Here is a 24,426-nt window from a genome sequence, read left to right as displayed (position 1 = left end):
CTGCACGGAACGCTGGGCGCCACCGTGCAGAACGCCGTCGGTTGGGACGGCATCACCCCGATCAACGGCGTCAATGCGCCCGGGTACGGCGGCAACACCAACCGGCTGCTGCGCCACGAAGGCTGGACGAGCGTGGTGCTGGAGAACGTCGCGCTCTCCGACGACGCCCCGGGCGCCGGACAGATGGTGCTGGCCGCCGACGACCCGCGGGCCGCCGCCCTGACCCGGTGGCGGGACGCGGGTGAGTTCGTCACGTTTCTGCGCTCGCGCGCGCTGGCCAGCGGCGCGCCGCGGCTGGCCCTGGCGGCGGGCATCGCCGACCCACAACGTCACGCCCCGCAGCCGGCGATCGGCGCCAGCCCGCAGGGCAGCACCTGGAACACCGGCCTCGGCGTTCCGTTTCTGCTGCAGCCGGGCGAGGCGCGGTTGATCCGGATCGCGCTGACCTGGTATTTCCCCAACCGCTACGTCAACTTCGAACAGTTCGGGCCCGACCGACCGGAGTGGGGACGGTCTCGGTTCTGGCTGGGCAACCACTACGCCACCCGCTACGCCGACGCGCAGGACGTGTTCGAGCGAGTGCGCCGAGGCTGGTCGGCGCTGCGCGAGGCTACCGGCGCGTGGACCGGCACACTGGCCCACTCCGGCCTGGACGACGCCGCCGTCACGCATTTCGCCGGCCAACTCGCGACCGTGCGCAGCCCCACCTGCTTTCGCGCCGCGGACGGACGGTTCTTCGCCTTCGAGGGGGTGCTGGGCGCCTCCACCACGATGTGGTCAGGGGCCTACGGCGGCTCTTGTCCGCTCAACTGCACGCACGTATGGAACTACGCGCAGGCGCTCGCGGCGGCGTTCCCCGAACTCGAGCGGAGCATGCGCGAGACCGAGTTCGAGATCATGCAGGCGCCGGCAGGCTACGTACCGCACCGGGTGCTCGCCCCGACCTACCTACCGCAGCTGTGGGGCGAGCCGATCGGCGGCCCGGGCCAGCCGGCGCTGGACGGCATGCTCGGCACTGTCCTGAAGGCCTACCGGGAATACCGCGCGGGCGCAGGCATCGACTGGCTGCGCCGCTACTGGCCCAACATCACCCGCCTGCTGCGCTACGTCGACCACACCTGGAACGTGGACGGCAGCGGGATGCTCAGCGGCATCCAGCCGAGCACCCACGACATTGACCTCACCGGGCACAACTCGTTCATGGGCACGTTATGGCTGGCCGCACTGCGGGCCGCCGAACAGATCGCCCGACTCCTCGACGACATCGACGCGGTTGCGGCGTACCAAGCCATCTTCGCCCAGGCCAGCAAATCCTACGACGCGGCGTTGTTCACCGGCGAGTATTACGCGCAGCGGCTGCTGCCCGGCGACAACCACGACTATCAGTGGGGCGACGGGTGCCTGGCTGACCAGCTGATCGGACAGTGGTGGGCGCACCAGCTCGACCTCGGCCACCTGCTGCCCGCCGAGCACGTGCGCGCCGCCCTCGCCGCGGTGGTACGGCACAACCTGCGCCGCGGGTTCGGCGACTTCAGTCATCCGTATCGGGTCTTCGCTGACGGTGACGATGCGGGGCTGCTGGTGTGTGCCTGGCCGCATGGCGGCCGGCCCGCGGTCCCGATCCGATACGCCGACGAGGTGTGGACCGGCTCGGAGTACCAGGTGGCCGCGCACTGCCTGCGCGAGGGCTTGCATCACGAGGGGCGCGCCGTGCTGGACGCCGTGTGGGGACGCTACGACGGGCGGCGGCGCAACCCGTTCAACGAGATCGAGTGCGGCGACCACTACGCCCGCTCGCTCGCCGGCTGGTCCGCGTTGCAGGCGCTGGCCGGGTTCTCCCACGACGCCTCGGCCGGCGCGTACACCTTCCGCCGCCCGGACACCGCCCTGCCGTTCCTCGCCGGCTCCGGTTGGGGCCTGTGGTCGCAGCAGGGTGACCAGCTCGTCATGGCCTGCACCGGCGGGCAGCTCGACCTGCACCGGCTCACGGTCGTCGGCGGCGCCGGCGAGTACCACGCGTCCGTCGACGGGACGGCCGTGTCGACCCGGTGCACCGACGCTGGCATCGAATTCCCCGCTGGCACAAGGCTGATCGCCGCGCAGACGCTCATCCTGGCGGCCCGCTGAGGATTTGGACTGTGAGCGATACTGCGTGATAGCACGTGCTCGTAAGTTCGTCGACGGTCCTTCGGTGGTGTTGTCGGTAGTGGGTGCCGGCATGTCCCGGCGCGCGCGTAATTGCGGACACATTCGGGTGGTTCTGACCACCGGTTTGGTGAAGGTAAACTAAGCCGTGATCCAGCGCGAGACTTCGGCCTCCGCGCATCGACGCATCGAAGGTCCGGTGCGGACGTGTGTTGGTTGCCGGAAGCGAGAGTTGGCCGTCGAACTGCTTCGAGTGGTGGCTGTGTCAACGGGGAACGGTAATTACGCCGTGACCGTTGACCCAGCAGGTAGTCTTCCGGGGCGGGGTGCATGGCTGCATCCCACTCCGAAGTGTGCACGAGAAGCGATCCGGCGGCGAGCCTTCGCGCGAGCGTTGCGGATCGCCGGAGCACCGGATGTATCAGCGGTGGTCGAGCACATCGAGTTTCTCGATGCGCCCGATCATCCCGCCAACAGAACAGGTAGCAAAGAACATGAGCACACCGTGAAGTCCCGATGACCATGCGTCATAGCTAAACCCGAGGCGCGGCCGACCACCGCTGTCGCCTCATAGACAGGAGATGTAGTGGCAGGCAAGGCGCGCGTACACGAGTTAGCCAAGGAACTCGGTGTTACCAGCAAGGAAGTTCTCGCCCGGCTCAGCGAACAGGGCGAATTCGTCAAATCCGCATCGTCGACGGTAGAAGCGCCGGTCGCGCGTCGGCTGCGTGAGTCGTTCGGCGGCGGCAAGCCCGCGCAGGACAAGACCGCCGGCAACGGCGCGTCCGGCGCTAAGGGCGCTGTCAAGGATGCCGCCCCCGCGCCGCAGAAACCCGCGGCTCTCAAGCCGTCGGCGCCACCGGCGCCTGAGCCGCCCGCGCCGTCGGCCCCGGCTCTTGAGCAGCCGCAGGCCGGCCAGGCACCGACCCCGACACGCCCTGGACCCACGCCCAGCCCACGCCCAGCCCCCAAGCCGGCGGCTCGCACCCCGCGCGTCGGCAACAACCCGTTCTCGACGGCACAGCCCGTGGACCGGCCCATTCCGCGTCCGCTGGCGCCCCGTCCCGGTGCCGCCCGGCCTGGCGCGCCCCGCCCGGGCGCGTCGCCCGGCAGCATGCCGCCCCGTCCCGGCGGCGGCCCCGGCGGCGGCCCCGGTGGTGGCCAAGGCCGACCCCCGCGTCCTGACGCGCCGCGCCCCGGCTTCGGCGGCCGGTCCGGCGTCCCGGCCGGCGGCCGCCCCGGCGGCGGTGGTGGCAACTACCGCGGCGGTGGTGGCGGCGTCGGTGCCCCGCCCGGCGGCGGTGGCGGTGGCTTCCGCGGCCGTCCAGGTGGAGGCGGCGGTGGCCGTCCCGGACAGCGCGGTGGTGCTGCCGGTGCCTTCGGCCGTCCCGGCGGTGCGCCGCGACGGGGCCGCAAGTCCAAGCGGGCGAAACGCGCCGAGTACGAGAACATGCAGGCGCCGGTCGTCGGTGGCGTGCGGTTGCCGCACGGCAACGGCGAGACCATCCGGCTGGCCCGCGGCGCTTCGCTGAGCGATTTCGCCGAGAAGATCGACGCCAACCCGGCCGCGTTGGTGCAGGCGCTGTTCAACCTCGGTGAGATGGTGACGGCCACCCAGTCGGTCGGCGACGAGACGCTCGAGCTGCTGGGAAGCGAGATGAACTACAACGTTCAGGTCGTCAGCCCCGAGGACGAAGACCGCGAGCTGCTGGAATCCTTCGACCTGAGCTACGGCGAGGATGAAGGCAGTGAAGAGGACCTGCAGACCCGTCCGCCGGTGGTGACCGTGATGGGTCACGTCGACCACGGTAAAACCCGACTGCTGGACACCATCCGAAATGCCAGCGTGCGCGAGGCCGAGGCCGGCGGCATCACCCAGCACATCGGTGCTTACCAGGTGTCCGTCGATCTCGACGGCGACGAGCGGCTGATCACCTTCATCGACACCCCCGGTCACGAGGCGTTCACCGCCATGCGTGCCCGCGGGGCCAAGGCCACCGACATTGCGATCCTGGTGGTCGCCGCCGACGACGGCGTGATGCCGCAGACGGTGGAGGCCATCAACCACGCGCAGGCCGCTGACGTGCCGATCGTGGTGGCGGTGAACAAGATTGACAAGGAGGGCGCCGACCCGGCCAAGATCCGGTCCCAGCTCACCGAATACGGTTTGGTGGCTGAGGATTTCGGCGGCGACACGATGTTCGTCGACATCTCGGCCAAGCAGGGCACCAACATCGAGGCGCTGGAGGAGGCGGTGCTGCTCACCGCCGACGCCGCACTGGATCTACGGGCCAACCCCGACATGGAAGCTCAGGGTGTGGCGATCGAGGCGCACCTCGACCGCGGCCGCGGCCCGGTAGCCACCGTGCTGGTGCAGCGCGGCACGCTGCACGTCGGCGACTCGGTGGTGGCCGGCGACGCCTATGGCCGGGTCCGCCGGATGGTCGACGAATACGGCGACGACATTGAGGAGGCGCTGCCGTCGCGTCCGGTCCAGGTCATCGGCTTCACGTCGGTGCCCGGCGCAGGCGACAACTTCCTGGTCGTCGACGAGGACCGCATCGCCCGCCAGATCGCCGACCGGCGCAGCGCGCGCAAGCGCAACGCGTTGGCGGCGCGGTCGCGCAAGCGGATCAGCCTGGAGGACCTGGACTCGGCGCTGAAGGAAACCAGCCAGCTGAACCTGATCCTCAAGGGCGACAACGCCGGTACCGTCGAGGCGCTGGAAGAGGCCCTGATGGGGATCCAGGTCGACGACGAGGTGGAACTGCGGGTCATCGACCGCGGCGTCGGTGGCATCACCGAGACCAACGTCAACCTGGCGTCGGCCTCGGACGCGGTGATCATCGGCTTCAACGTGCGAGCCGAAGGCAAGGCGACCGAGCTGGCCAACCGCGAAGGCGTAGACATCCGCTACTACTCGGTGATCTACCAGGCGATCGACGAGATCGAGAAGGCCCTGCGCGGCATGCTCAAGCCGATCTACGAGGAGAACCAGCTGGGTCGGGCCGAGGTCCGCGCGCTGTTCCGCTCGTCGAAGGTCGGCGTGATCGCCGGTTGCCTGGTGACTTCCGGTGTGGTGCGTCGCAACGCCAAGGCCCGACTGCTGCGCGACAACATCGTGGTGGCCGACAACCTCACAGTGGCGTCGCTGCGACGGGAGAAGGATGATGTCACCGAGGTCCGCGACGGGTATGAATGTGGTTTGACGCTGACCTACTCCGACATCAAAGAAGGCGACGTCATCGAAACCTACGAGCTGGTTCAGAAGGAACGCGCCTGACGATGAGTGCCGACAACGTGAACGCGCGGCATGGCTGACCCGGCCCGGGCTCGCCGGCTGGCCAAGCGGATCTCGGAAATCGTCGCCTCGGCGATCGAATATGAGATCAAAGACCCAGGACTGGCCGGGGTCACCATCGTCGACGCCAAGCTGTCCGGCGACCTGCACGACGCGACGCTGTACTACACGGTGATCGGGTCGACGCTGGATGATGAGCCCGACTACGCAGGCGCCGCAGCGGCGTTGGAACGCGCCAAGGGTGTGCTGCGCACCAAGGTCGGAGCCGGCACCGGAGTGCGGTTCACTCCCACGCTGACGTTCACCCGGGACACGGTGTCCGACTCCGTGCAACGAATGGAAGAGTTGCTGGCCCGCGCGCGCGCCGCCGACGCCGATGTGGCTCGGGTTCGCGAAGGTGCCAAACCGGCCGGAGAGGCCGACCCCTACCGTGTCGCTGGGGCCGACGCGGCCGACGGACCCGAGGGGGAAGGCGCCGATGATGACGATCAACTCGAAGACTGAATCCACCCCCACGGCGCGACGCGTGGACGCCGTCGGAGCCGCCGAGGTGCTGTCCGCCGCCGCCACAATCGCGGTGGTCTGCCACGTCTATCCCGACGCCGACACGATTGGCGCCGGGTTGGCGCTGGGCCTGGTGCTGGACCGGTGCGGGAAGGCCGTCGAGGTCAGCTTCGCGGCCCCGGCAGCGCTGCCCGAGTCGTTGCGGTCGCTGCCCGGCGGTCACCTGCTGGTCAACCCGGAAACGATGCGTCGCGGTATCGATCTGGTCGTGACGGCAGATATTCCGAGCATCAACCGGCTCGGAACCCTGCGCGAAATGGCCGGTACCGGGCAGGAGCTGCTCGTGATCGACCATCACGCGTCGAATCAGCTATTCGGCACCGTCAACTTCGTCGACCCGTCGGCGGACTCCACCACGATGCTGGTGGCCGAGCTGCTCGACGCCTGGGGCAAGCCGATCGACACCGACGTGGCGCACTGCCTTTATGCGGGGCTGACGACCGATACTGGGTCGTTCCGGTGGGCCAGCGCACGCGCACACCGGTTGGCCGCGCGGCTGGTCGAGCTGGGCGTCGACAACGCGGCGATCAGCCGGTCACTGATGGACACCCATCCCTTCCGTTGGCTGACAATGCTGTCCAGGGTGTTGGGTTCGGCCCAGCTGTTGCCGGACGCCGTCGACGGTCGTGGTCTGGTGTACGCCGTTGTCGGACACCAGGAATGGGTCGGTGCACGCTCGGAAGAAGTGGAGAGCATCGTCGACATCGTCCGCACCACCGAGCAGGCCGAGGTGGCGGCGGTGTTCAAAGAGATCGAGCCGAAGCACTGGTCGGTGTCGATGCGGGCAAAGGCCGCAGTGGATCTCGCTAGGGTCGCCTCGACATTCGGCGGCGGCGGTCACAAGCTGGCCGCGGGCTACTCGACCAGCGGTTCGATCGATGATGTGGTGACGTCGCTGCGTGCCGCTCTAGGGTGAACGACCCGGGCCAGCCGCAGGCGGGTGGCCGACAAATAGCGCAGCTGGCCCTGATCGTCGTCGTGGTGCAGGCGGCCGCGGTGCCGCTGGTGTCGGCGATCGCTGGTTCGGCCGACATCGCCGATGCGGCGCTGGCATGGTTGCGCATCGCGATCCTGGGCGCGCCGGCGATTCTGGTGTCGTTGGCCGGCAATGGATGGCTGCGCGGCGTCCAGGACACCGCTCGCCCGCTTCGGTGCTGGCCGCGATCGCAGTTCCGTGGTGGTTCTTGGTGGCCCAATTGCCTTTTGCAGGAGTCGTTTTCGCGCTCGACGGCGTTCTGCTGGGCGCGGGGGACGCCGCGTTCATGCGCACCACGACCGCGGTCAGTGCGCTGGTTGGCTTTCTGCCGTTGACCTGGCTGTCGCTGGTGTTCGGCTGGGGTCTGGCGGGCATCTGGGCGGGCCTGAGCATGTTCATTGTGCTGCGACTGATTTTCGTCGGGCGGCGGGCAGTGTCGGGGCGCTGGGCAGTCACCGGGACGTGACGGCTCGGGCTGCCTGACTCGACAGAAGTGTTCTGTACCCACGACGGTCGCCGGCGTTGACAGCGCATCGCGGATCAGCGAGTTGAGGTCACAATGGTGAGCTGACGCCCATGTTGACCTGAAAGGCTGACTGCATGATGGGAAACACAGCTCGCGGGTTCGGTGTCTTGGGGCCGTTGCAGCTGATTACGGGCGGCGCCCCGGTGCCGTTGGGCGCCCCGAAGCAGCGCGCGGTGTTGGCCGTGCTGGTGATAAACCGAAACCGGCCGGTGTCGGTCGAGTCGCTGATCGATGCGGTCTGGGACCAGTCGCCGGTGCCGGCGGCGCGGACAAGCATCCATTCCTACGTCTCCAACCTGCGCCGACTGCTCGGCAGCGCAGGGTACGACCCGAACAAAGTGCTGGCAAGCGTCCCGCCGGGCTATCAACTCAGTGTCGCTGACGCTGACTGCGATCTCGGGCGTTTTATCACCGAGAAGAACGCGGGGGTTCACGCCGCCGCCGCGGGACGGTTCGAAGATGCCAGCAGGTTCCTGTCTGCTGCGCTGGCCGAATGGCGCGGGCCGGTCCTCGATGACCTACGCGAATTCGCCTTCGTCGATACGTTTGCCACCGCGCTGTCCGAGGTCAAAGTGGTGGCCCAAATCGGCCTCGCCGAAGCCGAGATCGCGTGCGGACGCGCCGACGCCGTGGTTCCCCGCCTGGAGCTGCTCAGCGCCGAACATCCCTTCCGGGAACCGTTATGGGCCCAGCTGATCACCGCCTACTACGTCGCCGACCGCCAATCCGACGCCCTCGACGCCTACCGGCGACTGAAAGTGAATCTGGCCGAGAACCTGGGGATCGACCCCGGTCCCACGGTGCGGACCCTGCATGAGCGGATCCTGCGACAAGAGCCGCTGGACACCAAACGGACCGCCCAGACAACCGCCATGAACCGCGTCGTCGATCTCGGCCCGCACACCGACACGGTGGCCGGGCGATCCGCCGTCGCCGAGCTGCGGGGGAAGGACGGGAAGCGCTATCGACTGGATGCTTCGACCCGGATCGGCCGCCGACCTGACAACGACATCGTGCTCGACGACGACGACGTTAGTCGCTACCACGCCGTCGTCATCGACACCGGAAGCAGTTTTGTGATCAGCGACCTGCGGTCGACCAACGGTGTCCAGGTAACAGGCCGGCGCATTCGAGGCAGCGCCACGCTCGCCGATGGTGACCACGTCCGCATCGGAGGCCACGAGTTCACCTTCGAAATCCGGCCGCGCTGAGCTGCGCGGGTGCCGCGCAGCAAACGCAAGAATTCCGCAAGAATCTCGCCAGGATCCGCCAAGGCGTCTGCTGCACGCTTGCGGTGTCGGGAAAAGCAACCGACCCCCAGCGAAGGATTTACATCCGGACCTCGGGACACCACTGCCCGGTAAGGAATCACCACCATGAAGCCGCAGAAAGTTTCCAGGCTGCGTGTCGCAGCAGCCGGCCTGCTGGCCGCCGTCGGCCTGTCCGTCCTTGGATCGCTGGCGCCGGCCGTCGCGTCCGCCGACCCGTGGGTGCCATTCAGCGGACCGTTGCACCCGATCCGCCACTACGCGGCGGATGTCCTGCACCCGGTGTGGGCCCTCACCCACCCGATCCGCGCGGCCATCCCCTGATCGATCGGATCGGCCAACGACGCAATCTGCCCCGTTTCTTCCTCCTCTGGAAACGGGGCAGATTGCCGTCGGCGCAAGCTGCTAACGCACCTGGGCCCGTCCGCGCTGCAGGACCGCCTCCCGGTTGGCGGCGATGTCGTCGCCGGAGGTCCGGAATTGCTTCGCCGCCGTCGCTTCCAGCCACAGCCCCTCGCTGGTTTGCGATTCGTCGATCCGGTGGTAGGACGCCAGCAGGGCCCGGACCGCGCTCTGGTTGTTGCCGACGATGCTCGCTGCCACTTCACGTGCGGCGGTGAGCAGCTGGTCATGCGGCACCACCTGGGTGACCAGGCCGGTCCGCAGCGCGTCCTCGGCGGACAGGTAGTCACCGGTCAGGCTCATCCGACGGGCCACGCCGATACCCACCTTCTGTGGTAACCGCACGCTGAGCCCCCACGTGGGCAGCAGACCCACCCGGGCATGGGTGTCGGCGAATCGCGCGTGCTCCGAGGCGATCAGGATGTCGCAGTACAGCGCCAGCTCCAGCCCACCGGTGACAGCGGCGCCGTTGATCGCGCCGATCACCGGCTTGGTCAACGGTGGCCAGCGCGGCGAGATGTCCGGGAGCGCCGACTGCCCGCCCAGCTCTTTGAGATCGAGCCCCGCGCAGAACACCGGATCGCTGCCGGTCAGGATGACGACGTCGACGGCCTCGTCGGTTTCGGCCTCGGCCAAGGCCGTGAAAAACCGATCCCGCAGCGCGGCCGACAGCGCGTTGCGCGACTGCGGTCGGTTCAGGGTCAGGGTGCGCACCCGATCGTCGGTGTGGATCAACAGGATGTCGTCGGTCATAAGCGCCACTCCTCCTCATCGCTTCGCTCTGCATCGTCGCCGGCGCGGGTCATAAGCGCCACCGTAGTCAGTCCGACCTGCCGCGGCGCGACCGCCTTATCGTTGAGGGATGTGCCGGAACATCACCGAATTGCGCGGCCTCGAGCCTCCCGCGACGACCGAGGAGATTGTGGCGGCGTCGCGGCAATACGTGCGCAAGGTCAGTGGCATCACCCATCCGTCGTCGGCGAACGCCGAGGCCTTCGAAGCGGCGGTGGCCGAAGTCGCGGCGACGACGGCGCGGTTGCTGAGGGCCCTGCCGCCGCGCCGCCAGCCGCCGAAGACCTCCCCGCCGTTGCGTCGGCTGGCGATGAAATGACGCAAACGGCGACGCTTCCCGCGCTCAAGGAATGGAGCGCGGCGGTGCGCGCGCTGCTGGACGGCCGGCAGTGGGTGTTGTTGCGCAAGGGTGGGATTGGCGAAAAGCGTTTCGAGGTCGCGGCCCGCGAGTTCCTGCTGTTCCCGACGGTCGCGCACAGTCACGCCGAGCGGGTCCGACCCGAGTTTCGCGACCTGCTCACTGCCGCGGCTGCCGACAGCGCCGATGACCGTCTCGTGCTGCGAGCGGCGGCGAAAGTCGTTGCAGCACTGCCGGTCAACCGGCCCGACAACATCGAGGCGATCGAGGATTTGCATATCTGGACCGCCCAGTCGGTGCGCGAGGACCGGCTGGACTTTCGCCCGAAACATCGGTTGGCTGTGCTGGTTGTGCAGACCATACCGTTGGTCGAGCCGGTGGAGCTGCCCCGCACTCCCGACTACGCCGGCTGCACCAGCTGGGTGGAGTTGCCGGCCCCCGTTGATTTCAAGCTGGGCACCCCGGTGCACGACGAGGCGGCACTACGACGAGTCGCCGACCGCGTCCGTGACGCCGTCGGGTGACCCTGAGCTTCAAGGGGTCTGGTCTACCAGCACCGCGCCGTCCGGCCGACCCCCGACCGTGCACAGCGCAGTCGTCTCGCCGGCTGCGGTAAGTCGGACTAGTTGCGCCAATTGCGCTGGCGCATCGCATTGCAGATAGTGGTCGGCGGTCGGGAGTATCCAGTAGCGGTTTCGTCCCGGCTTGTCTTTGAGGAATTTCTGCCAGACGAAGTTGGCGACCCGGATAGGGGAGACGTTGTCGTGCAAGCCCCAAACCAGGCTGGTGTTGATCTTGTTTTCGGAAAGCGCTGCAAGCCAATTGGTTTCGTCGGCGGCGCGCTCATTGAGGTACTGAATCGTGTCCGGCAGTATCCCGATCCCGTCGTTGTGCGCGAAGCACTTGGTCAGGGCCACAATCTCGGGATCGGCGGGCGTTCGGCGCGGCATGAACGTGGTCGCTCCCATGCCGGCGGCAAGCATTTCCGGCGTCGTCGCGCCCGCTGTGCCGCGTGCCGTGGCGGGGTCGAGAAGCGCGGTCTGAAATGCAGTGAGGTTGGCCAACGGGAGATAGATGTTGGCATTGGTCAAGATGACTTCGGTCGGCGGGTTTCCGTGATCCTGTGCCGCGAACATGGAAAGCGCGATCATGCCGACGCTGGTGCCCCGGTCGTGGGTCAGCATCGTGTATCGCTCGAGCTGCCATACGTTGGTGATCGCGTGGATCAGCAGCCGCGCATCGTCGTAAAGCGAATACACGTACGGTGCGGGCGGCTTATCCGAAAGTCCATAGCCGGGGAAGTCGAGCAGGAAGATGTCGAACTCGCCGCCCAATTCGCGTGTCAGCGCGAAGTAGTCGATGCTTGCCGTCGGGAAGCCGTGGACGCACACTAATGCCGGTGCGCCCGGTGTGCCGCAGCGACGGGTGAAGACGGTGACTTCCGCTTCGTTGTTGGCAGCGGTTGATGACCGCCAATGGATTTCGGTTGCGCCGCTTCGCCATTCATCGAAGATGTCCATGGGCTAGACGCCCAACGGAAGCACCACGCGGGAAGCACCGAAGTGCAACTCATGGGTGGCGGGCTTGAGCTCGCTGCCGGTCACCGTCGCCTCACCGGTGCCGAGGTTACGGGCCCAGCGGGGATGGCTGCCGCCGGCGATCAGCACGCGGATGCGTGATCCGGCGCGGAATCGGTGGGCGATCGCGTCGAGTTCGAGCCTGACGGAGTCGGTGGCGTCGGTTAGCCGCCGATATCCTTCGCTGACGTTTCGGGAGCGGCCCTTGGCGTCCAGCTCGCTGATCCGGACGAACACGTCGACGTAGGGATTGTCGGAGGTGTGGGCCAATTCGGCGATCGGGTTGCCGTGGACGTACAGGTCGTTGTTGAGCACGTCGGTGGTGAAGCTGAGTACGTCGCTGCGGGCGGCCAACGGGGTGTCGTCCCGGTATCCGCCGTCCGGCGACAGCAGTCGGCCGCCGATGGTCGGCGTCGGGTTGGCCGGGTCATAGCGAAAGCTCACCGACGACACCGCGGTCGGCGGTGTGTCGGCCAGGCCGCCGCCGGGCTGGAGGTACAGCGCGTGGTCGGTTGTGGCCGGCGGCCAGTCGGCATCTTCGCGCCAGCCGTCACCGGCGACGAAGACGCGAACTCTGCTGCGTCGCGTTTCGGGCGGGCGACCGGCGAGGTGGGTGTCCAGCCAGTCCTGCGTTTCCCCGGCGATGGTGCGCAGACCCTGGACGAGCAGCTGGGTGTGTGTCCACGGACCGATGGTCAGCGCCACGTCGAGACCCCGGTCCCGAAGCTGCCGGTACTGGTGGAGCGACTGCTGAAGGAACAGGTCTTGCCAGCCGCCGATCAGCAGCACCGGCACCTGCGCCCGTTCGAGCGCGGCCCCGAGTTGAAGCGGCTCCCAGAACGGGTCGTCGGTATCGGGATGTTCCAGCCACGACTCCCACCACGGCGCGCCCGCGCCCAGCAGCTCCCGGCCGGCCGCACCCAACGGCACTTCACCGGCGGCACGTATCACGCTTTTCTGCGCCCGCAGTTGGCGGATGCCGGCGCGGATTCGTCCGGGGTCTTCTTGGTGGGCAACCAGATGGCTCCAGCCGAGGAAGTCGTTGACCGTGAACGCGCCGGTGCCCCAGGCCGACGCGCTGAGATCGTGAGGGCCTGCGGTGATGACGGCCGCGGCCAACTCCGGCGGCGGATCCTGCAGCAGCGCCCACTGGGTGAACCCCAGATAGGAAATCCCGATGGTGGCAAAGCGACCGGTGAACCATGGCTGCTGCCGTAGCCACGCCACCGTGTCGGCGCCGTCGGCTACTTCGTGGACCATCGGCGTGAAGGTCCCGCCAGAGCCGAATGTCCCCCGCACGCTCTGCATCAGTACGCGGTAGCCGCGGGCGGCGTACAGCGCGCCGAACATCAGCGAGAACGGAAACCCGCGGCCATACGGTCCGCGCATCAGCACGGTGCCGACGGGTTCTCCGGCGGGCACGTAGTGGTCGGCCAGTAGCTCGACGCCGTCGCGCATCGGGATCGCGACCGTGCTCACCGTGTAACGGGAGCTCGACGCCGGCAGACGCAACATCCGGCCGAGGGCACCGCCGGCGAGCCGTGTGGGCAGGGAGCGCAGCGCCGACCCACCGGGCCGGGCAGATGTGGCGGATGCAGAAGTCACGAGATCAGGTTATGGCCGCACCCGCGGATATGGGCTCAGAACTTGTAGTAAGGCGAAAGCACATCGGGTCCACCTCTGCCGGGATTTTAGAAGTCGCGTCCGTGCCATCAGAGGCGAACGAGAACCTGTTCTAGTGCGGCAGCGCGGCGTCCGCCGACGCGCTCGTTAGGCTGGTGAGTCGTGGCCACCCAGAAACCGACGACCGCGCGGCAGCCGACGCTGTGGGCGGTGTCCGACCTGCACACCGGCCACCAGGGCAACAAGCCCGTCACCGAATCGCTGTACCCGTCGTCACCGGACGACTGGTTGATCGTCGCCGGCGACGTCGCCGAGCGCACCGATGAGATCCGCTGGTCGCTGGATCTGCTGCGGCGACGGTTCGCGAAGGTGATCTGGGTGCCCGGGAACCACGAGCTGTGGACCACCAACAGGGACCCCAAGCAGATCTTCGGGCGCGCACGCTACGACTACCTGGTCAACATGTGCGACGAGATGGGCGTGGTAACCCCGGAGCATCCGTTTCCGGTCTGGACCGAGCGGGGCGGCCCGGCCACCATCGTGCCGTTGTTTCTGCTCTACGACTACACGTTCTTGCCGGCGGGTGCGACCACCAAAGCCGAGGGGCTCGCGATAGCGCGAGAAGGCAACGTCGTCGCCACCGACGAGTTCCTGCTCTCACCCGAGCCGTACGCCACCCGCGACGCGTGGTGCCGTGATCGCCTGGTCGCCACCCGCAAGCGGCTCGAAGACCTCGACTGGATGACGCCGACGGTGCTGGTCAACCATTTCCCGATGGTGCGTGAACCCTGCGATTCGCTGTTCTACCCGGAGTTCTCGCTGTGGTGCGGAACCACCGAGACCGCCGACTGGCACACCCGCTACAACGCGATCTGTTCGGTCTACGGCCATCTGCACATTCCCCGCACCACCTGGTACGACGGGGTCCGCTTCGAAGAGGTCTCGGTGGGTTACCCACGGGAGTGGCGGCGGCGCAAACCGTTCAGCTGGCTTCGCCAAGTACTGCCCGACCCGCAGTATGCGCCCGGCTATCTCAACGAAATCGGCGGTCATTTCGTCATCACCGGGGAGATGCGGGCGCAGGCGCAGCAGTTCCGAGAGCGACTGCGCCAGCGGCAGTCACGATGACGCTGAGCAAACTGATGTCGTCGGTGTTGCCCAGCACGGGGGCGTCCGTCGCGAACCTGGCGTCCGCCGAGCTGTACTCCGACCCGCCCGGGCTGGCGCCGATGCCCGATGAGGAGCCGTTGATCGCGCGGTCAGTGGCCAAGCGGCGCAACGAGTTCATCACCGTCCGCCACTGCGCTCGTCTTGCGTTGGGTGAACTCGGGCTTCCGCCGGTACCGATCCTCAAGGGAGACAAGGGCGAACCGTGCTGGCCCGACGGCGTGGTAGGCAGCCTCACCCACTGTGCGGGCTATCGTGGTGCGGTAGTCGGCCGCGGCGCGGCGGTGCGCTCGGTGGGCGTCGACGCCGAGCCGCATGACGTGTTGCCGCATGGCGTGCTCGACGCAATCAGCCTGCCGGAAGAGCGTAGCGAGCTGGCTGCGTTGCCGGCCGGCGTGCATTGGGACCGAACCCTCTTCTGCGCCAAGGAGGCAACGTACAAGGCATGGTTCCCGTTGACGAAACGTTGGCTTGGCTTCGAAGACGCTCACATCACGTTCGGTGTCGACGGCTCGGGCTCCGGCGGCACTTTCGAATCGGTGATCCTGATCGATGGCGCCACGCTGTCAGGTCCGCCGCTGACGTCGCTGGCCGGACGATGGTCGGTTGAAAGGGAATTGGTGCTTACGGCGATCGTGCTATGAATGCGGGCCTCGTCATCGTCGACAAGTCGGGCGGAATGACGAGCCACGACGTGGTCGGGCGCTGCCGACGCATCTTCGGCACCCGGCGGGTCGGTCATGCCGGAACGCTGGACCCGATGGCCACCGGTGTGCTGGTGATCGGGGTGGAGCGCGCCACCAAGATCCTGGGGTTGCTCACCGGCGCCTCCAAGTCTTATGCGGCTACCATCCGACTCGGTCAGGCCACGTCCACTGAAGATGCGGAAGGTGAACTGCTGCAAGAGGTCTCGGCGGAACATCTAACCGAGGCGACCATTGCCGCCGCGATCGCCGGGTTGCGCGGCGACATCATGCAGGTGCCGTCGACGGTCAGCGCGATCAAAGTCGGCGGCCAGCGGGCCTATCGCGTGGCCCGCGGGGGACACACCGTTGAACTGGCCGCCCGGCCGGTGCGCATCGACCGGTTCGAGATGCTGGCCTTACAGCGCCACGGCCAGCTGATCGACCTTGATGTAGCAGTTGACTGTTCGTCCGGGACCTACATCCGCGCCCTAGCCCGCGATCTCGGCGAGGCGATGAAGGTCGGCGGTCACCTGACCGCGTTGCGGCGCACCCGGGTTGGCCGGTTCGGTTTGGATCAGGCACGCTCGCTCGACCAGCTGGCCGAGCGGCCGCAGCTGAGCCTCACCCTCGACGAAGCGTGCCTGCAGATGTTTCCGCGCCGCCACCTCACCGCCGAGGAGGCCGCCGCGGCGGCCAACGGCCGCACGCTTACGCCGGCTGGCATCGACGGCGTCTACGCCGCGCAGGACGCCGACGGCCGAGTCATCGCGCTGCTCCGCGACGACGGCCCGAGGACGAAGTCAGTCGTCGTAATTCGCCCGGCCACACTGTAATCCGATCGCGACGTCAGAGCCGTTCATGCGTCGGCTTGATGCGATCCAGCGCCCGCTCGGCCTGGTCGACCTCGCGTAACATCACCGACGCCGCGGCATCGTCGAACGCGGTCTGTTGCAGGTGAGTGAGCAGCGCGCTCACCAGTCGGCGCCCTCGCTCCGCATTGTCGGCAAGCGAACCCCAGTCGGGTGTAGCGAATTTCGACGACACGAACGGCTCCCACACGTCTTCGGCATAGGCGCGCAGGATCATGTCCGCGATCGAGCGTTGGTGGCCGCGGACGTCGACCAAGGTGGCAACCAGCTGCTCCAGCGAAACACCCACACCCGTAAGGCCTTCGATCAGGTCCAGCGCCTCAGCGTCGCGCACCGATACCGGGTCGCCGTCGGCGTCGGCGATCAGGCCGAGCTTGGCCAGCTGCGCTGCGGCGCCGGCGCCATCGACGCCTACTTGGAACACATTCGGCGCGGGTTGCCCGGCACGGTGTGGATGACCGGGTGCAGCAGCTGGTACCTGGGCGACGACGGACTGCCGGAACTGTGGCCGTATCGCACGCAGGACTATCTGCGGCTGCTCAAAGAGTCCGATGACCACAGCTACATCATGGAAAGCGGTGTCGGTGGACGCCGCGCCTCAACTCTGCGACCGATGCGGTAGCATTACGTTCTCAGTTGAACGTATCTCTACTTCGATATGCACCGGGAAGGTCGTGCGGTCGCGATGGCGACGGAAGTCAACGGACAGCGGGTTCGGCGCACCCAGGCGGAGCGCACTGCCGCCATGCGGACGCGTCTGCTGGACGCCACCATCGAGTGCCTGGTGACCTACGGGTACGTGGGAACCACCACGCCGCGAGTCGCCGAGCTGGCCGGTGTGACCCGGGGCGCACAGATCCACCACTTCCGGTCAAAAGAAGATTTGGTGGTCGCGGCGATCGAGCACCTCGCACAACAACGCGCGCAAGCCGCGATCCGCGAGCTCGGTCGCGTGCAGGGCAGTCCCGATCCAGTGTCGATGGTGCTGGACTTCTTGTGGGAGGCACACCAAGGTCCGATGTTCGTTGCCGCGCTTGAGCTTTGGGTGGCCGCACGAACAGACTCCGTGCTGGCCCGACAGATCGAGCGAGTGGAACCGGTCGTCAACAGCACGCTGATTGCCGCGATTTCACAGCTGGTACCGGACCACACCGCGCAAAGAGAGATCCGCAACGTCGTCTACACGGCGATGGACGCACTTCGGGGGATCCTGGTGGCAAGTTTCGTCGACCGCGACGCCGAGCGTGCACGTCGCCGCTGGGACCGGGCCTGCGAGCATCTGCGTGTGCTGCTCGCCGAGGTGTTGCCCGCCCAGACGCCTGGCTAGATGCGCTGATCCTCGCGGTCGGGATGAGTCTCGAGTTCTTGAAAGATGCCGGGTAAATCTCCCCATGTCCACCGGATTCGCAAAGATACAATCAGCCATGTATGTTATGAGGAGAGCGGTTGATCGCGGTCTCAACCTCGAATGGAGTGAGTGCGATGTCTAACAAGGTCTACGTCGTCGGTGTGGGGATGACGAAGTTCGAGAAGCCGGGGCGCCGCGAAGGCTGGGATTACCCCGAAATGGCCCGCGAGTCCGGCACTAAGGCACTCGAGGACGCCGGCATCGACTACACCGAAGTCGAGCAGGGCTACGTCGGGTATGTCTACGGCGAGTCGACCTCGGGCCAGCGGGCACTTTACGAGCTGGGCATGACCGGGATTCCGATCGTCAACGTCAACAACAACTGCTCGACCGGGTCGACCGCGTTGTACCTTGCCGCCCAGGCGATTCGCGGCGGGCTCGCCGACTGCACGATTGCCCTGGGGTTCGAAAAGATGAAGCCCGGTTCGCTGGCATCGACGTACGACGACCGCACCCAGCCGATGGACAAGCACATCATGGCGATGGCCGAAATCTCCGAGGTGCTGTTTCCGCCGGCGCCGTGGATGTTCGGGGCGGCCGGTCGCGAGCACATGAAGCAATACGACAGCACCGCAGAGCATTTCGCCAAGATCGGCTACAAGAACCACAAGCATTCGGTGAACAACCCGTTCGCGCAGTTCCAGGAGGAATACACGCTCGACGACATTCTGGCGTCGCGGATGATCTACGACCCGCTGACCAAGCTGCAGTGTTCACCGACTTCTGACGGATCAGGTGCGGCGATCCTGGCCTCCGAGGCGGCCGTCGACAAGCACGGCCTGGCTAAGCAGGCGGTGGAGATCGTCGGGCAGGCCATGACAACCGACTTCGCCAGCAGCTTCGACGGCACCTGCAAGGGGCTTATCGGCTACTACATGAATGTGCAAGCCGCCCAACGTGTTTACGACCAGTCGGGGCTCGGCCCCGAGGACTTCCAGGTGATCGAGCTGCATGACTGCTTTTCGGCCAACGAACTGCTGCTGTACGAGGCGTTGGGCCTGTGCGGCGAGGGCGAGGCGGCCAAGCTGATCGACAACGGCGACACCACCTACGGCGGCCGTTGGGTGGTCAACCCGTCCGGCGGGCTGATCTCCAAAGGACATCCACTCGGGGCCACCGGTTTGGCGCAGTGCGCCGAGCTGACCTGGCAGCTGCGCGGCGCTGCCGACAAGCGACAAGTCGACAACGTGACCGCGGCACTGCAGCACAACATCGGACTGGGCGGCGCAGCCGTCGTCACCGCATATCAGCGGGCCGAACGCTAAACAGAACCTCCGGCTTGGCAAAAGAACTAGGGGGAACCGCCGTGGGACACATCGAAGCCACCAGAGACCTGTCCGCCGACCCAGAGGCACTGTGGGGGACCGTCAGCGACCTCGCTAACTGGGACAAGTGGTTCACGGTCCATGAGAAGTGGCTGGCAGAACCACCTGCCACGCTCAGCGAGGGTGCGAAGCTGACCGCCAAGATCGTCATGCTGGGGATGGCCAACAAGATCGAGTGGACGATCGAATCGGTGGACGCACCCCGCAGCCTGGTGCTGTCGGGTACCGGGATGGCCGGCGTCAAGGCGCAGTTCACCTTTACCATCGAACCGGCCGAAAGCGGCTCCAACTTCACCGTTTTCGGTGATTTCGAGGGCGCGCTGATCAAAGGCGCCTTGGGCAAGGCGGTAGAGAAGGACGGCGTCAAGCAACTCGACAAGACGCTCGATCAGCTCGACGCGCTGGCGTCAGCGTCGGCCTGAGGGCGCGTCGATGACCGAGACACTGGAATTCGACGACACCGGTCTGGACCGCTGGACCGACGACGAGCGGTTCGAAGTGACCCGGGAGCGGCTCGCAGAGTACGCGGCGGCCACCAACGACCCGATCGAGGCGCACCGCAACGGAGACGTTGCTCCGCCGGTGTTCGCGATCGTCCCTGTTTTCGAGGCCCTGCTCACTCCGGCCGTTGACGTGATGCCGGTCGAGGCGATCCCCCGAATCGTGCACGGCGAACAGGACTTCCACTTCCATCGACCGATCCGCCCAGGAGACAAGCTCGTCTCGCGCGGCAAGATGATCGGATACCAGGGACTGGAGAAGGGCACCCGCGCCGTGATCGTGCTCGAATGCCGCACCGAGGACGGTGAGCTGGTCAACGAACAGTACGTCACGACGTTCGTGCGGGGCTTGTCCGTCGGCAAAGCGGTCGGCGAACTGAGTCCCGACCATAAGTTCGACGACAAGCTTCGCGAGCGGGCGCCGGTGGCGAAGGTCGTGCAGCACATCGACAGCGACCAGACCTTTCGCTACGCACCTGCCGCCGGCGATCCGATGCCGATCCATCTCGACGAGGAGGTGGCCAAAGACGCCGGGCTACCCGGAATCATCGCTCACGGGTTGTGCACCATGGCGTTCACCTCGTGGGCGGTGCTCACCGAGCTCGCCGGCTCGGATGTCAACCGGCTCAAGCGGTTCGCGGTCCGATTCTCCAAACCGGTGCTGCCCGGCGACGACCTGGAAACCCGGGTCTGGGACGTCAGCAGCGCCAACGGAACCACCAGCTACGCGTTCGAGACGGCACGAGGCGACGACGGTGGCGAGGAATGGGTCATCACGGACGGGCTAGCGGTACTAGCCGACTGACATCGAGGAGACCTGTATGGGTGCATTAGAAGGCCGGGTTGCGGTGATCACCGGCGCGGGCCGCGGGATCGGGCGCGAACACGCGCTGCTGTTCGCCAAGGAAGGGGCCAAGGTCGTCGTCAACGATCTCGGCGGCGACAACGCCGGCCATGGCGCCGACAGCGGCCCGGCACGCGACGTGGTGGAGGAGATCACCGCCGCCGGTGGCACCGCCGTCGCCAGCACCGAGAACGTCGCCACCTGGAGCGGCGCGGAAAGCGTTGTGCTGCAGGCCATCGCTGAGTTCAGCCGGCTCGACATCTTGGTCAACAATGCGGGCATTCTGCGAGACTCGTTCATCGCCGGCATGGAGGAATCGCATTGGGACGCGGTGATCGCCGTCCATTTGAAGGGCCACTTCGCGATGCTGCGGCACGCCGCCGCCTACTGGAAGGCGCAATCAAAGGCCGGTGATCAACCCAATGCGGCGGTGATCAACACCGCATCGGGCTCCGGGGTAACGCTGCCGAATGCCGGGCAAGCCAATTACGGTTCGGCCAAAGCCGGAATCGCGGCGCTGACGCTGATCGCTGCCGAGGAATTAGAGCGTTACGGCGTGCGGGTGAACGCGATCGCACCGATCGCCCGCACCCGGCTCACGCTGGCCACCCCCGGCATGGGCTCGCTGATGGCCGAACCCGAGGAGGGCGAGCTCGACCTGTTCAGTCCGGCGAACATCTCGCCGCTGGTCGCCTACCTGGCGACGGAGAAGTGCCCGATCACCGGCAAGGTCTACGCGGTTCAGGGCGGGGCGATTTCGGCGCTTGCCGGCTGGCACGACGTCGACACCATCGAGACCGACGGTCCATGGCAGATCGACGACATCGCCAGTCGCCTTCCGCATTAACAATCCCGGTCAGGAGCAGATGATGTTCGAATGGTCTGACACCGACCTGATCGTGCGGGATACGGTGCGGGAGTTCATCGGCAAGGAGATTCGGCCGCAGCTGGACGCATTGGAAACCGGTGAGGTTTCGCCGTATCCGATTGCGCGCAAGCTGTTCAGCGAATTCGGCCTGGACGTGCTGGCCGCCGAGGCGGTCAAGACGGTCCTGGACAAGGAGCGGGCTCGCGAGGCAGAGGCCACAGCCGAGACCGAGAAGCGGTCGTCGGGCGGCTTAGCAGATCTGGGTGCGCAGGCGTCAATGGCGGCCGTGTTGGTGTCCGAACTCGCCGGGGTGAGTATCGGATTGCTCAGCACGATCGGTGTCAGCCTCGGTCTGGCTGCGGCGACCATCATGAGTCGCGGCACGCTCGCCCAAAAGAAGCGCTGGCTACCGGAACTGATGACGCTGGAGAAAATCGCGGCGTGGGCGATCACCGAGCCCGACTCCGGCTCGGATGCCTTCGGTGGAATGAAGACCACGGTTCGGCGCTCCGGCGACGAAGATGGGGCCTATCTGCTGAACGGGCAGAAGACATTCATCACCAACGGCCCGTACGCCGATGTCCTGATCGTCTACGCCAAACTCGACAATGGCGCCAGTGGCTCGGTGGATCGGCGCAGCCGACCGGTGTTGCCGTTCGTGCTCGATTCCGGCATGCCAGGCCTGACCCAGGGCAAGCCGTTCAAGAAGATGGGCATGATGTCGTCGCCGACCGGCGAATTGTTCTTCGACAACGTCCGGCTGACACCCGACCGATTGCTCGGCGAGACCGAGCAGCACACCGGCGGAGACGGTCGCGAGAGCGCACGGGCGAACTTCGCCGCCGAACGACTCGGCGTAGCACTGATGGCGTTGGGAATCATCAACGAATGCCACCGGCTCTGCATCGACTACGCCAAAACCCGCACCCTGTGGGGCAAGAACATCGGCCAGTTCCAGCTCATCCAGCTCAAGCTGGCCAAGATGGAAGTCGCCCGGATCAACGTGCAGAACATGGTGTTTCAAACGCTGGAGAAGATGCAGGCCCGCCGGGTGCCCTCGCTGGCCGAGGCTTCGGCGATCAAGCTGTACTCGTCGGAGGCCGCCACCGATGTCGCGATGGAGGCCGTGCAACTCTTCGGCGGCAACGGCTACATGGCCGAGTATCGAGTCGAACAGCTGGCCCGCGACGCCAAGTCGCTGATGATCTACGCCGGCAGTAACGAGGTTCAGGTGACCCACATCGCCAAGGGCCTGCTCGCCGGATGAGCGCCCGGGCGACGGTAAAAAGCCTGCGGCGCAACTCGATCGCCGCACTTGACCGGCTGACCTACGTTCCGATCTCGCGGCTGACCTTCAACATCATGCTCGACGTGCTGCTCTCGCGGCAGTGGCTGTTCGCCGGCCTGCGACCGGCGGCCGACTTTCTGATTGCCCGCACCACTCCGGTGGTGCCGGGCGTTCGGGTCAAGCCGGTGTCCGGACCGGTGCGGGGGGAGTGGGTGTGGGCGCCGGAAGCCGACGACGGCGTCGGGGCGGTCCTGGTGTTGCACGGCAGCGGCTATCTGATCTGCTCGTCGCGCACCCATCGTGGGTTCGCCTCGCACCTGTCCAAATACTCCGGCATGCCGACTTTCGCGATTGATTACCGGCTCGCGCCCGAACATACATTTCCGGCGGCCGAGGACGATGCGTTCGCCGCATATCGTTGGCTCCTTGCGCAGGGCCATGATCCGGCGAAGATCGTCGTCGCCGGGGACTCGGCCGGCGGGCACCTCGCGGTCGCCCTTGCCTTGCGGCTGCGCAGCGAAGGACTGCCCGCTCCAGCGGCGCTCGCGTTGTTCGGACCGCTGATCGATCCGGCATACCGGGCCTGCATTGCCGACCCGCGTATCCGGCAGCAGCCGCTGGATCCGCGCGCCGCCGCCCGCGCCGTCGCGCTGTACGTCGGCGGGCATGATGCCGAAGACCCGCGGCTGTGTCTGTTGAACGCCGACGTGTCCGATCTCCCGCCGATCCAGATACATTACGGGACGAGGGAAGTCATGCGGGCCGACGCCGAGGCGTTCGCCGCGCAAGTGCTCGCGTCCGGTGGTCGCTGCGACGAACAGGTGTGGCCGGACCTGATGCATGGCTATTGGCTCTGGCCGCGTGACCAAGGACGGACCAGTCTCGAGACGGCCGGATTGTTTCTGCGCAACGCGGTTGCCGACGCCGACACGGCGTCGTGATCCGGTCGAGCGCAATGACCTATGTGCCGCGCAGGCTTCGATTGGTGTTCCGGACGGCGCTATCAATCCCGGAACGCCCGCGCCGGTTCCTTACCAGAGTGACCCGGGCCGAGCAGGCCTTCCTCACGATGGATCAAGCCACCCGGGATGCCTATCACGCCCGGGCCACCGCAGGCGGAGACAACTAGGCCTAGGTGTACGGCGCCACGGATTCGTCACGGTCGGGCAGGTGCGTCCGTTTGGCCCGCCGCCGGTCGAACTGATGGTTCGCGATCCGCGGAGGTAGTCTCGGGCGCTACTGCGCGACCATCCAGATCGCTTGTGCAGCAGGACTTCCCAGATCGACCGTGGTCAGCGCGCCGTCGGCCGATTCAACCGCTACCGAGATCATCCCGGCGAATTCCCGCCGGGTGAGCACCCGCAGCCGCGAGTCGAGACTGATCCCGATGCTGTCGAAATAGCGCAGCATCTCAGGGTCTTTGTCTGATATCCGCGCCACGATGCCGGCGTCGCCGTCGGCGCATGACCACAGCTGGCGCGCTGGCGGCGTGGGCACTTGCCCATCGGAGCCCGGAATCGGGTCGCCGTGCGGATCGCGTTGGGGGAAACCGAGCTTGGCGTCGATACGTGCGACCAGCCGGTCGGACACCGCGTGCTCGAGCACCTCGGCCTCGTCGTGCACTTCGTCCCAGCTGTAACCGAGCTCCTTGACCAGGAAGGCTTCCAGTAACCGGTGGCGACGCACCATCGCCAGCGCTGCCCGACGCCCCGACTCGGTCAGCGTGACCGCGCCGTATTTCTCGTGGTCGACCAGACCCTGCTCGGCGAGTTTGCGGATGGATTCCGAAGCGGTGCTAGCCGACACCCCGATCTTCTCGGCCAGCATCTTCGTGCTGACCTTCTCCCGCGACCACTCCTGGGCGTTCCAGATGACTTTCAGGTAGTCCTGGGCGACCGCAGTGAGCCCATTGGGGTCCTCGCCAGGGAAGTCAGGGCGC

Annotated in this window: 25 protein-coding genes and 1 pseudogene; 21 read left to right on the top strand and 5 right to left on the bottom strand. The window is 66.8% G+C overall.

What is annotated here, in order from left to right; all coding sequences use genetic code 11:
* The 8 genes and pseudogenes from VEI45_RS08095 to VEI45_RS08060 form a co-directional block, all read left to right on the top strand.
* Positions 1-2,127, top strand: a 2,127-nt coding sequence (locus VEI45_RS08095) for a GH116 family glycosyl hydrolase (RefSeq protein WP_324851957.1), incomplete at its 5' end; no start/stop codon positions are given.
* A 166-nt stretch (positions 2,128-2,293) separates the two neighbouring features.
* Positions 2,294-2,665, top strand: a complete 372-nt coding sequence (locus VEI45_RS08090) for a YlxR family protein (RefSeq protein WP_324851955.1) — start codon at positions 2,294-2,296, stop codon at positions 2,663-2,665.
* Between the two features lie 66 nt (positions 2,666-2,731).
* Positions 2,732-5,428, top strand: a complete 2,697-nt coding sequence (gene infB / locus VEI45_RS08085) for a translation initiation factor IF-2 (RefSeq protein ID WP_324851953.1) — start codon at positions 2,732-2,734, stop codon at positions 5,426-5,428.
* A 30-nt stretch (positions 5,429-5,458) separates the two neighbouring features.
* Entirely contained in the window at positions 5,459-5,950 is a 492-nt protein-coding gene (gene rbfA / locus VEI45_RS08080) for a 30S ribosome-binding factor RbfA (RefSeq protein WP_324851951.1), read from the top strand.
* Complete coding sequence (locus VEI45_RS08075) at positions 5,925-6,926, top strand: bifunctional oligoribonuclease/PAP phosphatase NrnA (RefSeq protein ID WP_324851949.1); 1,002 nt, start codon at positions 5,925-5,927, stop codon at positions 6,924-6,926. The genes rbfA and VEI45_RS08075 overlap by 26 nt, the downstream gene beginning before the upstream one ends.
* A 44-nt stretch (positions 6,927-6,970) precedes the next feature.
* Positions 6,971-7,452, top strand: a pseudogene (locus VEI45_RS08070) (MATE family efflux transporter); the annotation flags it as partial.
* 137 nt (positions 7,453-7,589) lie between these two features.
* Positions 7,590-8,723 carry a BTAD domain-containing putative transcriptional regulator gene (locus tag VEI45_RS08065; protein ID WP_324851961.1) on the top strand — a complete coding sequence of 378 codons (1,134 nt, stop codon included), beginning with the start codon at positions 7,590-7,592 and terminating at the stop codon, positions 8,721-8,723.
* A 165-nt stretch (positions 8,724-8,888) separates the two neighbouring features.
* Positions 8,889-9,104, top strand: coding sequence for a hypothetical protein (locus tag VEI45_RS08060; protein WP_324851947.1), 216 nt, complete (start codon positions 8,889-8,891; stop codon positions 9,102-9,104).
* A gap of 81 nt (positions 9,105-9,185) precedes the next feature.
* Here VEI45_RS08060 and VEI45_RS08055 read toward each other — a convergent pair whose 3' ends face one another.
* On the bottom strand, positions 9,186-9,935 hold the full coding sequence (locus VEI45_RS08055) for an enoyl-CoA hydratase (protein WP_324851945.1): 750 nt from the start codon (positions 9,933-9,935) through the stop codon (positions 9,186-9,188).
* 109 nt (positions 9,936-10,044) lie between these two features.
* Here VEI45_RS08055 and VEI45_RS08050 point away from each other — a divergent pair, with 109 nt between their 5' ends.
* The gene (locus tag VEI45_RS08050) at positions 10,045-10,293 is read left to right on the top strand and encodes a DUF2277 domain-containing protein (protein ID WP_324851944.1); all 249 of its coding nucleotides are present in this window, start codon (positions 10,045-10,047) and stop codon (positions 10,291-10,293) included.
* Positions 10,290-10,856 (top strand): DUF1802 family protein, encoded by a 567-nt coding sequence (locus tag VEI45_RS08045; protein WP_324851942.1) that lies wholly within the window; start codon positions 10,290-10,292, stop codon positions 10,854-10,856. Before VEI45_RS08050 ends, VEI45_RS08045 begins: the two co-directional genes overlap by 4 nt.
* Before the next feature lie 9 nt (positions 10,857-10,865).
* On the opposite strand, the gene VEI45_RS08040 is transcribed toward VEI45_RS08045, so the two are convergent.
* The gene (locus VEI45_RS08040; protein WP_324851940.1) at positions 10,866-11,852 is read right to left on the bottom strand and encodes an alpha/beta fold hydrolase; all 987 of its coding nucleotides are present in this window, start codon (positions 11,850-11,852) and stop codon (positions 10,866-10,868) included.
* 3 nt (positions 11,853-11,855) lie between these two features.
* Positions 11,856-13,424: a CocE/NonD family hydrolase gene (locus tag VEI45_RS08035; RefSeq protein ID WP_324851959.1), complete on the bottom strand. Its 1,569-nt coding sequence runs from the start codon at positions 13,422-13,424 to the stop codon at positions 11,856-11,858.
* Positions 13,425-13,694: 270 nt separating this feature from the next.
* On the opposite strand from VEI45_RS08035, the gene VEI45_RS08030 reads away from it, so the two are divergent.
* The 3 genes from VEI45_RS08030 to truB are packed head-to-tail and all read left to right on the top strand — an operon-like array spanning position 13,695 to position 16,218.
* A complete protein-coding gene (locus VEI45_RS08030; protein WP_324851938.1) occupies positions 13,695-14,660 on the top strand; it encodes a metallophosphoesterase in 966 nt (321 codons plus the stop codon).
* The gene (locus VEI45_RS08025) at positions 14,657-15,343 is read left to right on the top strand and encodes a 4'-phosphopantetheinyl transferase (protein ID WP_324851936.1); all 687 of its coding nucleotides are present in this window, start codon (positions 14,657-14,659) and stop codon (positions 15,341-15,343) included. Before VEI45_RS08030 ends, VEI45_RS08025 begins: the two co-directional genes overlap by 4 nt.
* Positions 15,340-16,218, top strand: coding sequence for a tRNA pseudouridine(55) synthase TruB (gene truB / locus VEI45_RS08020; RefSeq protein ID WP_324851933.1), 879 nt, complete (start codon positions 15,340-15,342; stop codon positions 16,216-16,218). The genes VEI45_RS08025 and truB overlap by 4 nt, the downstream gene beginning before the upstream one ends.
* A gap of 13 nt (positions 16,219-16,231) precedes the next feature.
* Here the strand turns inward: truB and VEI45_RS08015 are convergent, their stop codons facing one another.
* Positions 16,232-16,678 (bottom strand): hypothetical protein, encoded by a 447-nt coding sequence (locus tag VEI45_RS08015; protein WP_324851931.1) that lies wholly within the window; start codon positions 16,676-16,678, stop codon positions 16,232-16,234.
* Between the two features lie 30 nt (positions 16,679-16,708).
* Here VEI45_RS08015 and VEI45_RS08010 point away from each other — a divergent pair, with 30 nt between their 5' ends.
* From VEI45_RS08010 to VEI45_RS07975, 8 genes are all read left to right on the top strand, one after another.
* On the top strand, positions 16,709-16,876 hold the full coding sequence (locus VEI45_RS08010) for a hypothetical protein (RefSeq protein ID WP_414687429.1): 168 nt from the start codon (positions 16,709-16,711) through the stop codon (positions 16,874-16,876).
* 63 nt (positions 16,877-16,939) lie between these two features.
* On the top strand, positions 16,940-17,581 hold the full coding sequence (locus tag VEI45_RS08005; protein ID WP_324851929.1) for a TetR/AcrR family transcriptional regulator: 642 nt from the start codon (positions 16,940-16,942) through the stop codon (positions 17,579-17,581).
* Positions 17,582-17,736: 155 nt separating this feature from the next.
* The gene (locus tag VEI45_RS08000) at positions 17,737-18,927 is read left to right on the top strand and encodes a lipid-transfer protein (protein ID WP_324851927.1); all 1,191 of its coding nucleotides are present in this window, start codon (positions 17,737-17,739) and stop codon (positions 18,925-18,927) included.
* Between the two features lie 41 nt (positions 18,928-18,968).
* A complete protein-coding gene (locus VEI45_RS07995) occupies positions 18,969-19,409 on the top strand; it encodes a type II toxin-antitoxin system Rv0910 family toxin (protein ID WP_324851926.1) in 441 nt (146 codons plus the stop codon).
* Between the two features lie 10 nt (positions 19,410-19,419).
* On the top strand, positions 19,420-20,292 hold the full coding sequence (locus VEI45_RS07990) for a MaoC/PaaZ C-terminal domain-containing protein (RefSeq protein ID WP_324851924.1): 873 nt from the start codon (positions 19,420-19,422) through the stop codon (positions 20,290-20,292).
* A 16-nt stretch (positions 20,293-20,308) separates the two neighbouring features.
* Complete coding sequence (locus VEI45_RS07985; RefSeq protein ID WP_324851922.1) at positions 20,309-21,178, top strand: SDR family oxidoreductase; 870 nt, start codon at positions 20,309-20,311, stop codon at positions 21,176-21,178.
* Between the two features lie 22 nt (positions 21,179-21,200).
* On the top strand, positions 21,201-22,466 hold the full coding sequence (locus VEI45_RS07980; protein WP_324851919.1) for an acyl-CoA dehydrogenase family protein: 1,266 nt from the start codon (positions 21,201-21,203) through the stop codon (positions 22,464-22,466).
* Positions 22,463-23,428 (top strand): alpha/beta hydrolase, encoded by a 966-nt coding sequence (locus VEI45_RS07975; protein WP_324851917.1) that lies wholly within the window; start codon positions 22,463-22,465, stop codon positions 23,426-23,428. The genes VEI45_RS07980 and VEI45_RS07975 overlap by 4 nt, the downstream gene beginning before the upstream one ends.
* Before the next feature lie 295 nt (positions 23,429-23,723).
* Here VEI45_RS07975 and VEI45_RS07970 read toward each other — a convergent pair.
* Positions 23,724-24,426 (bottom strand): metal-dependent transcriptional regulator (locus VEI45_RS07970; protein WP_324851915.1); only part of this gene is annotated, 703 nt, incomplete at its 5' end.

Origin of the sequence: Mycobacterium sp. (assembly GCF_035623875.1) — a bacterium.
GTDB lineage: Bacteria > Actinomycetota > Actinomycetes > Mycobacteriales > Mycobacteriaceae > Mycobacterium.
Note: the sequence above shows the minus strand (reverse complement) of the source record. Positions and strands in the feature narration are given on the sequence as shown.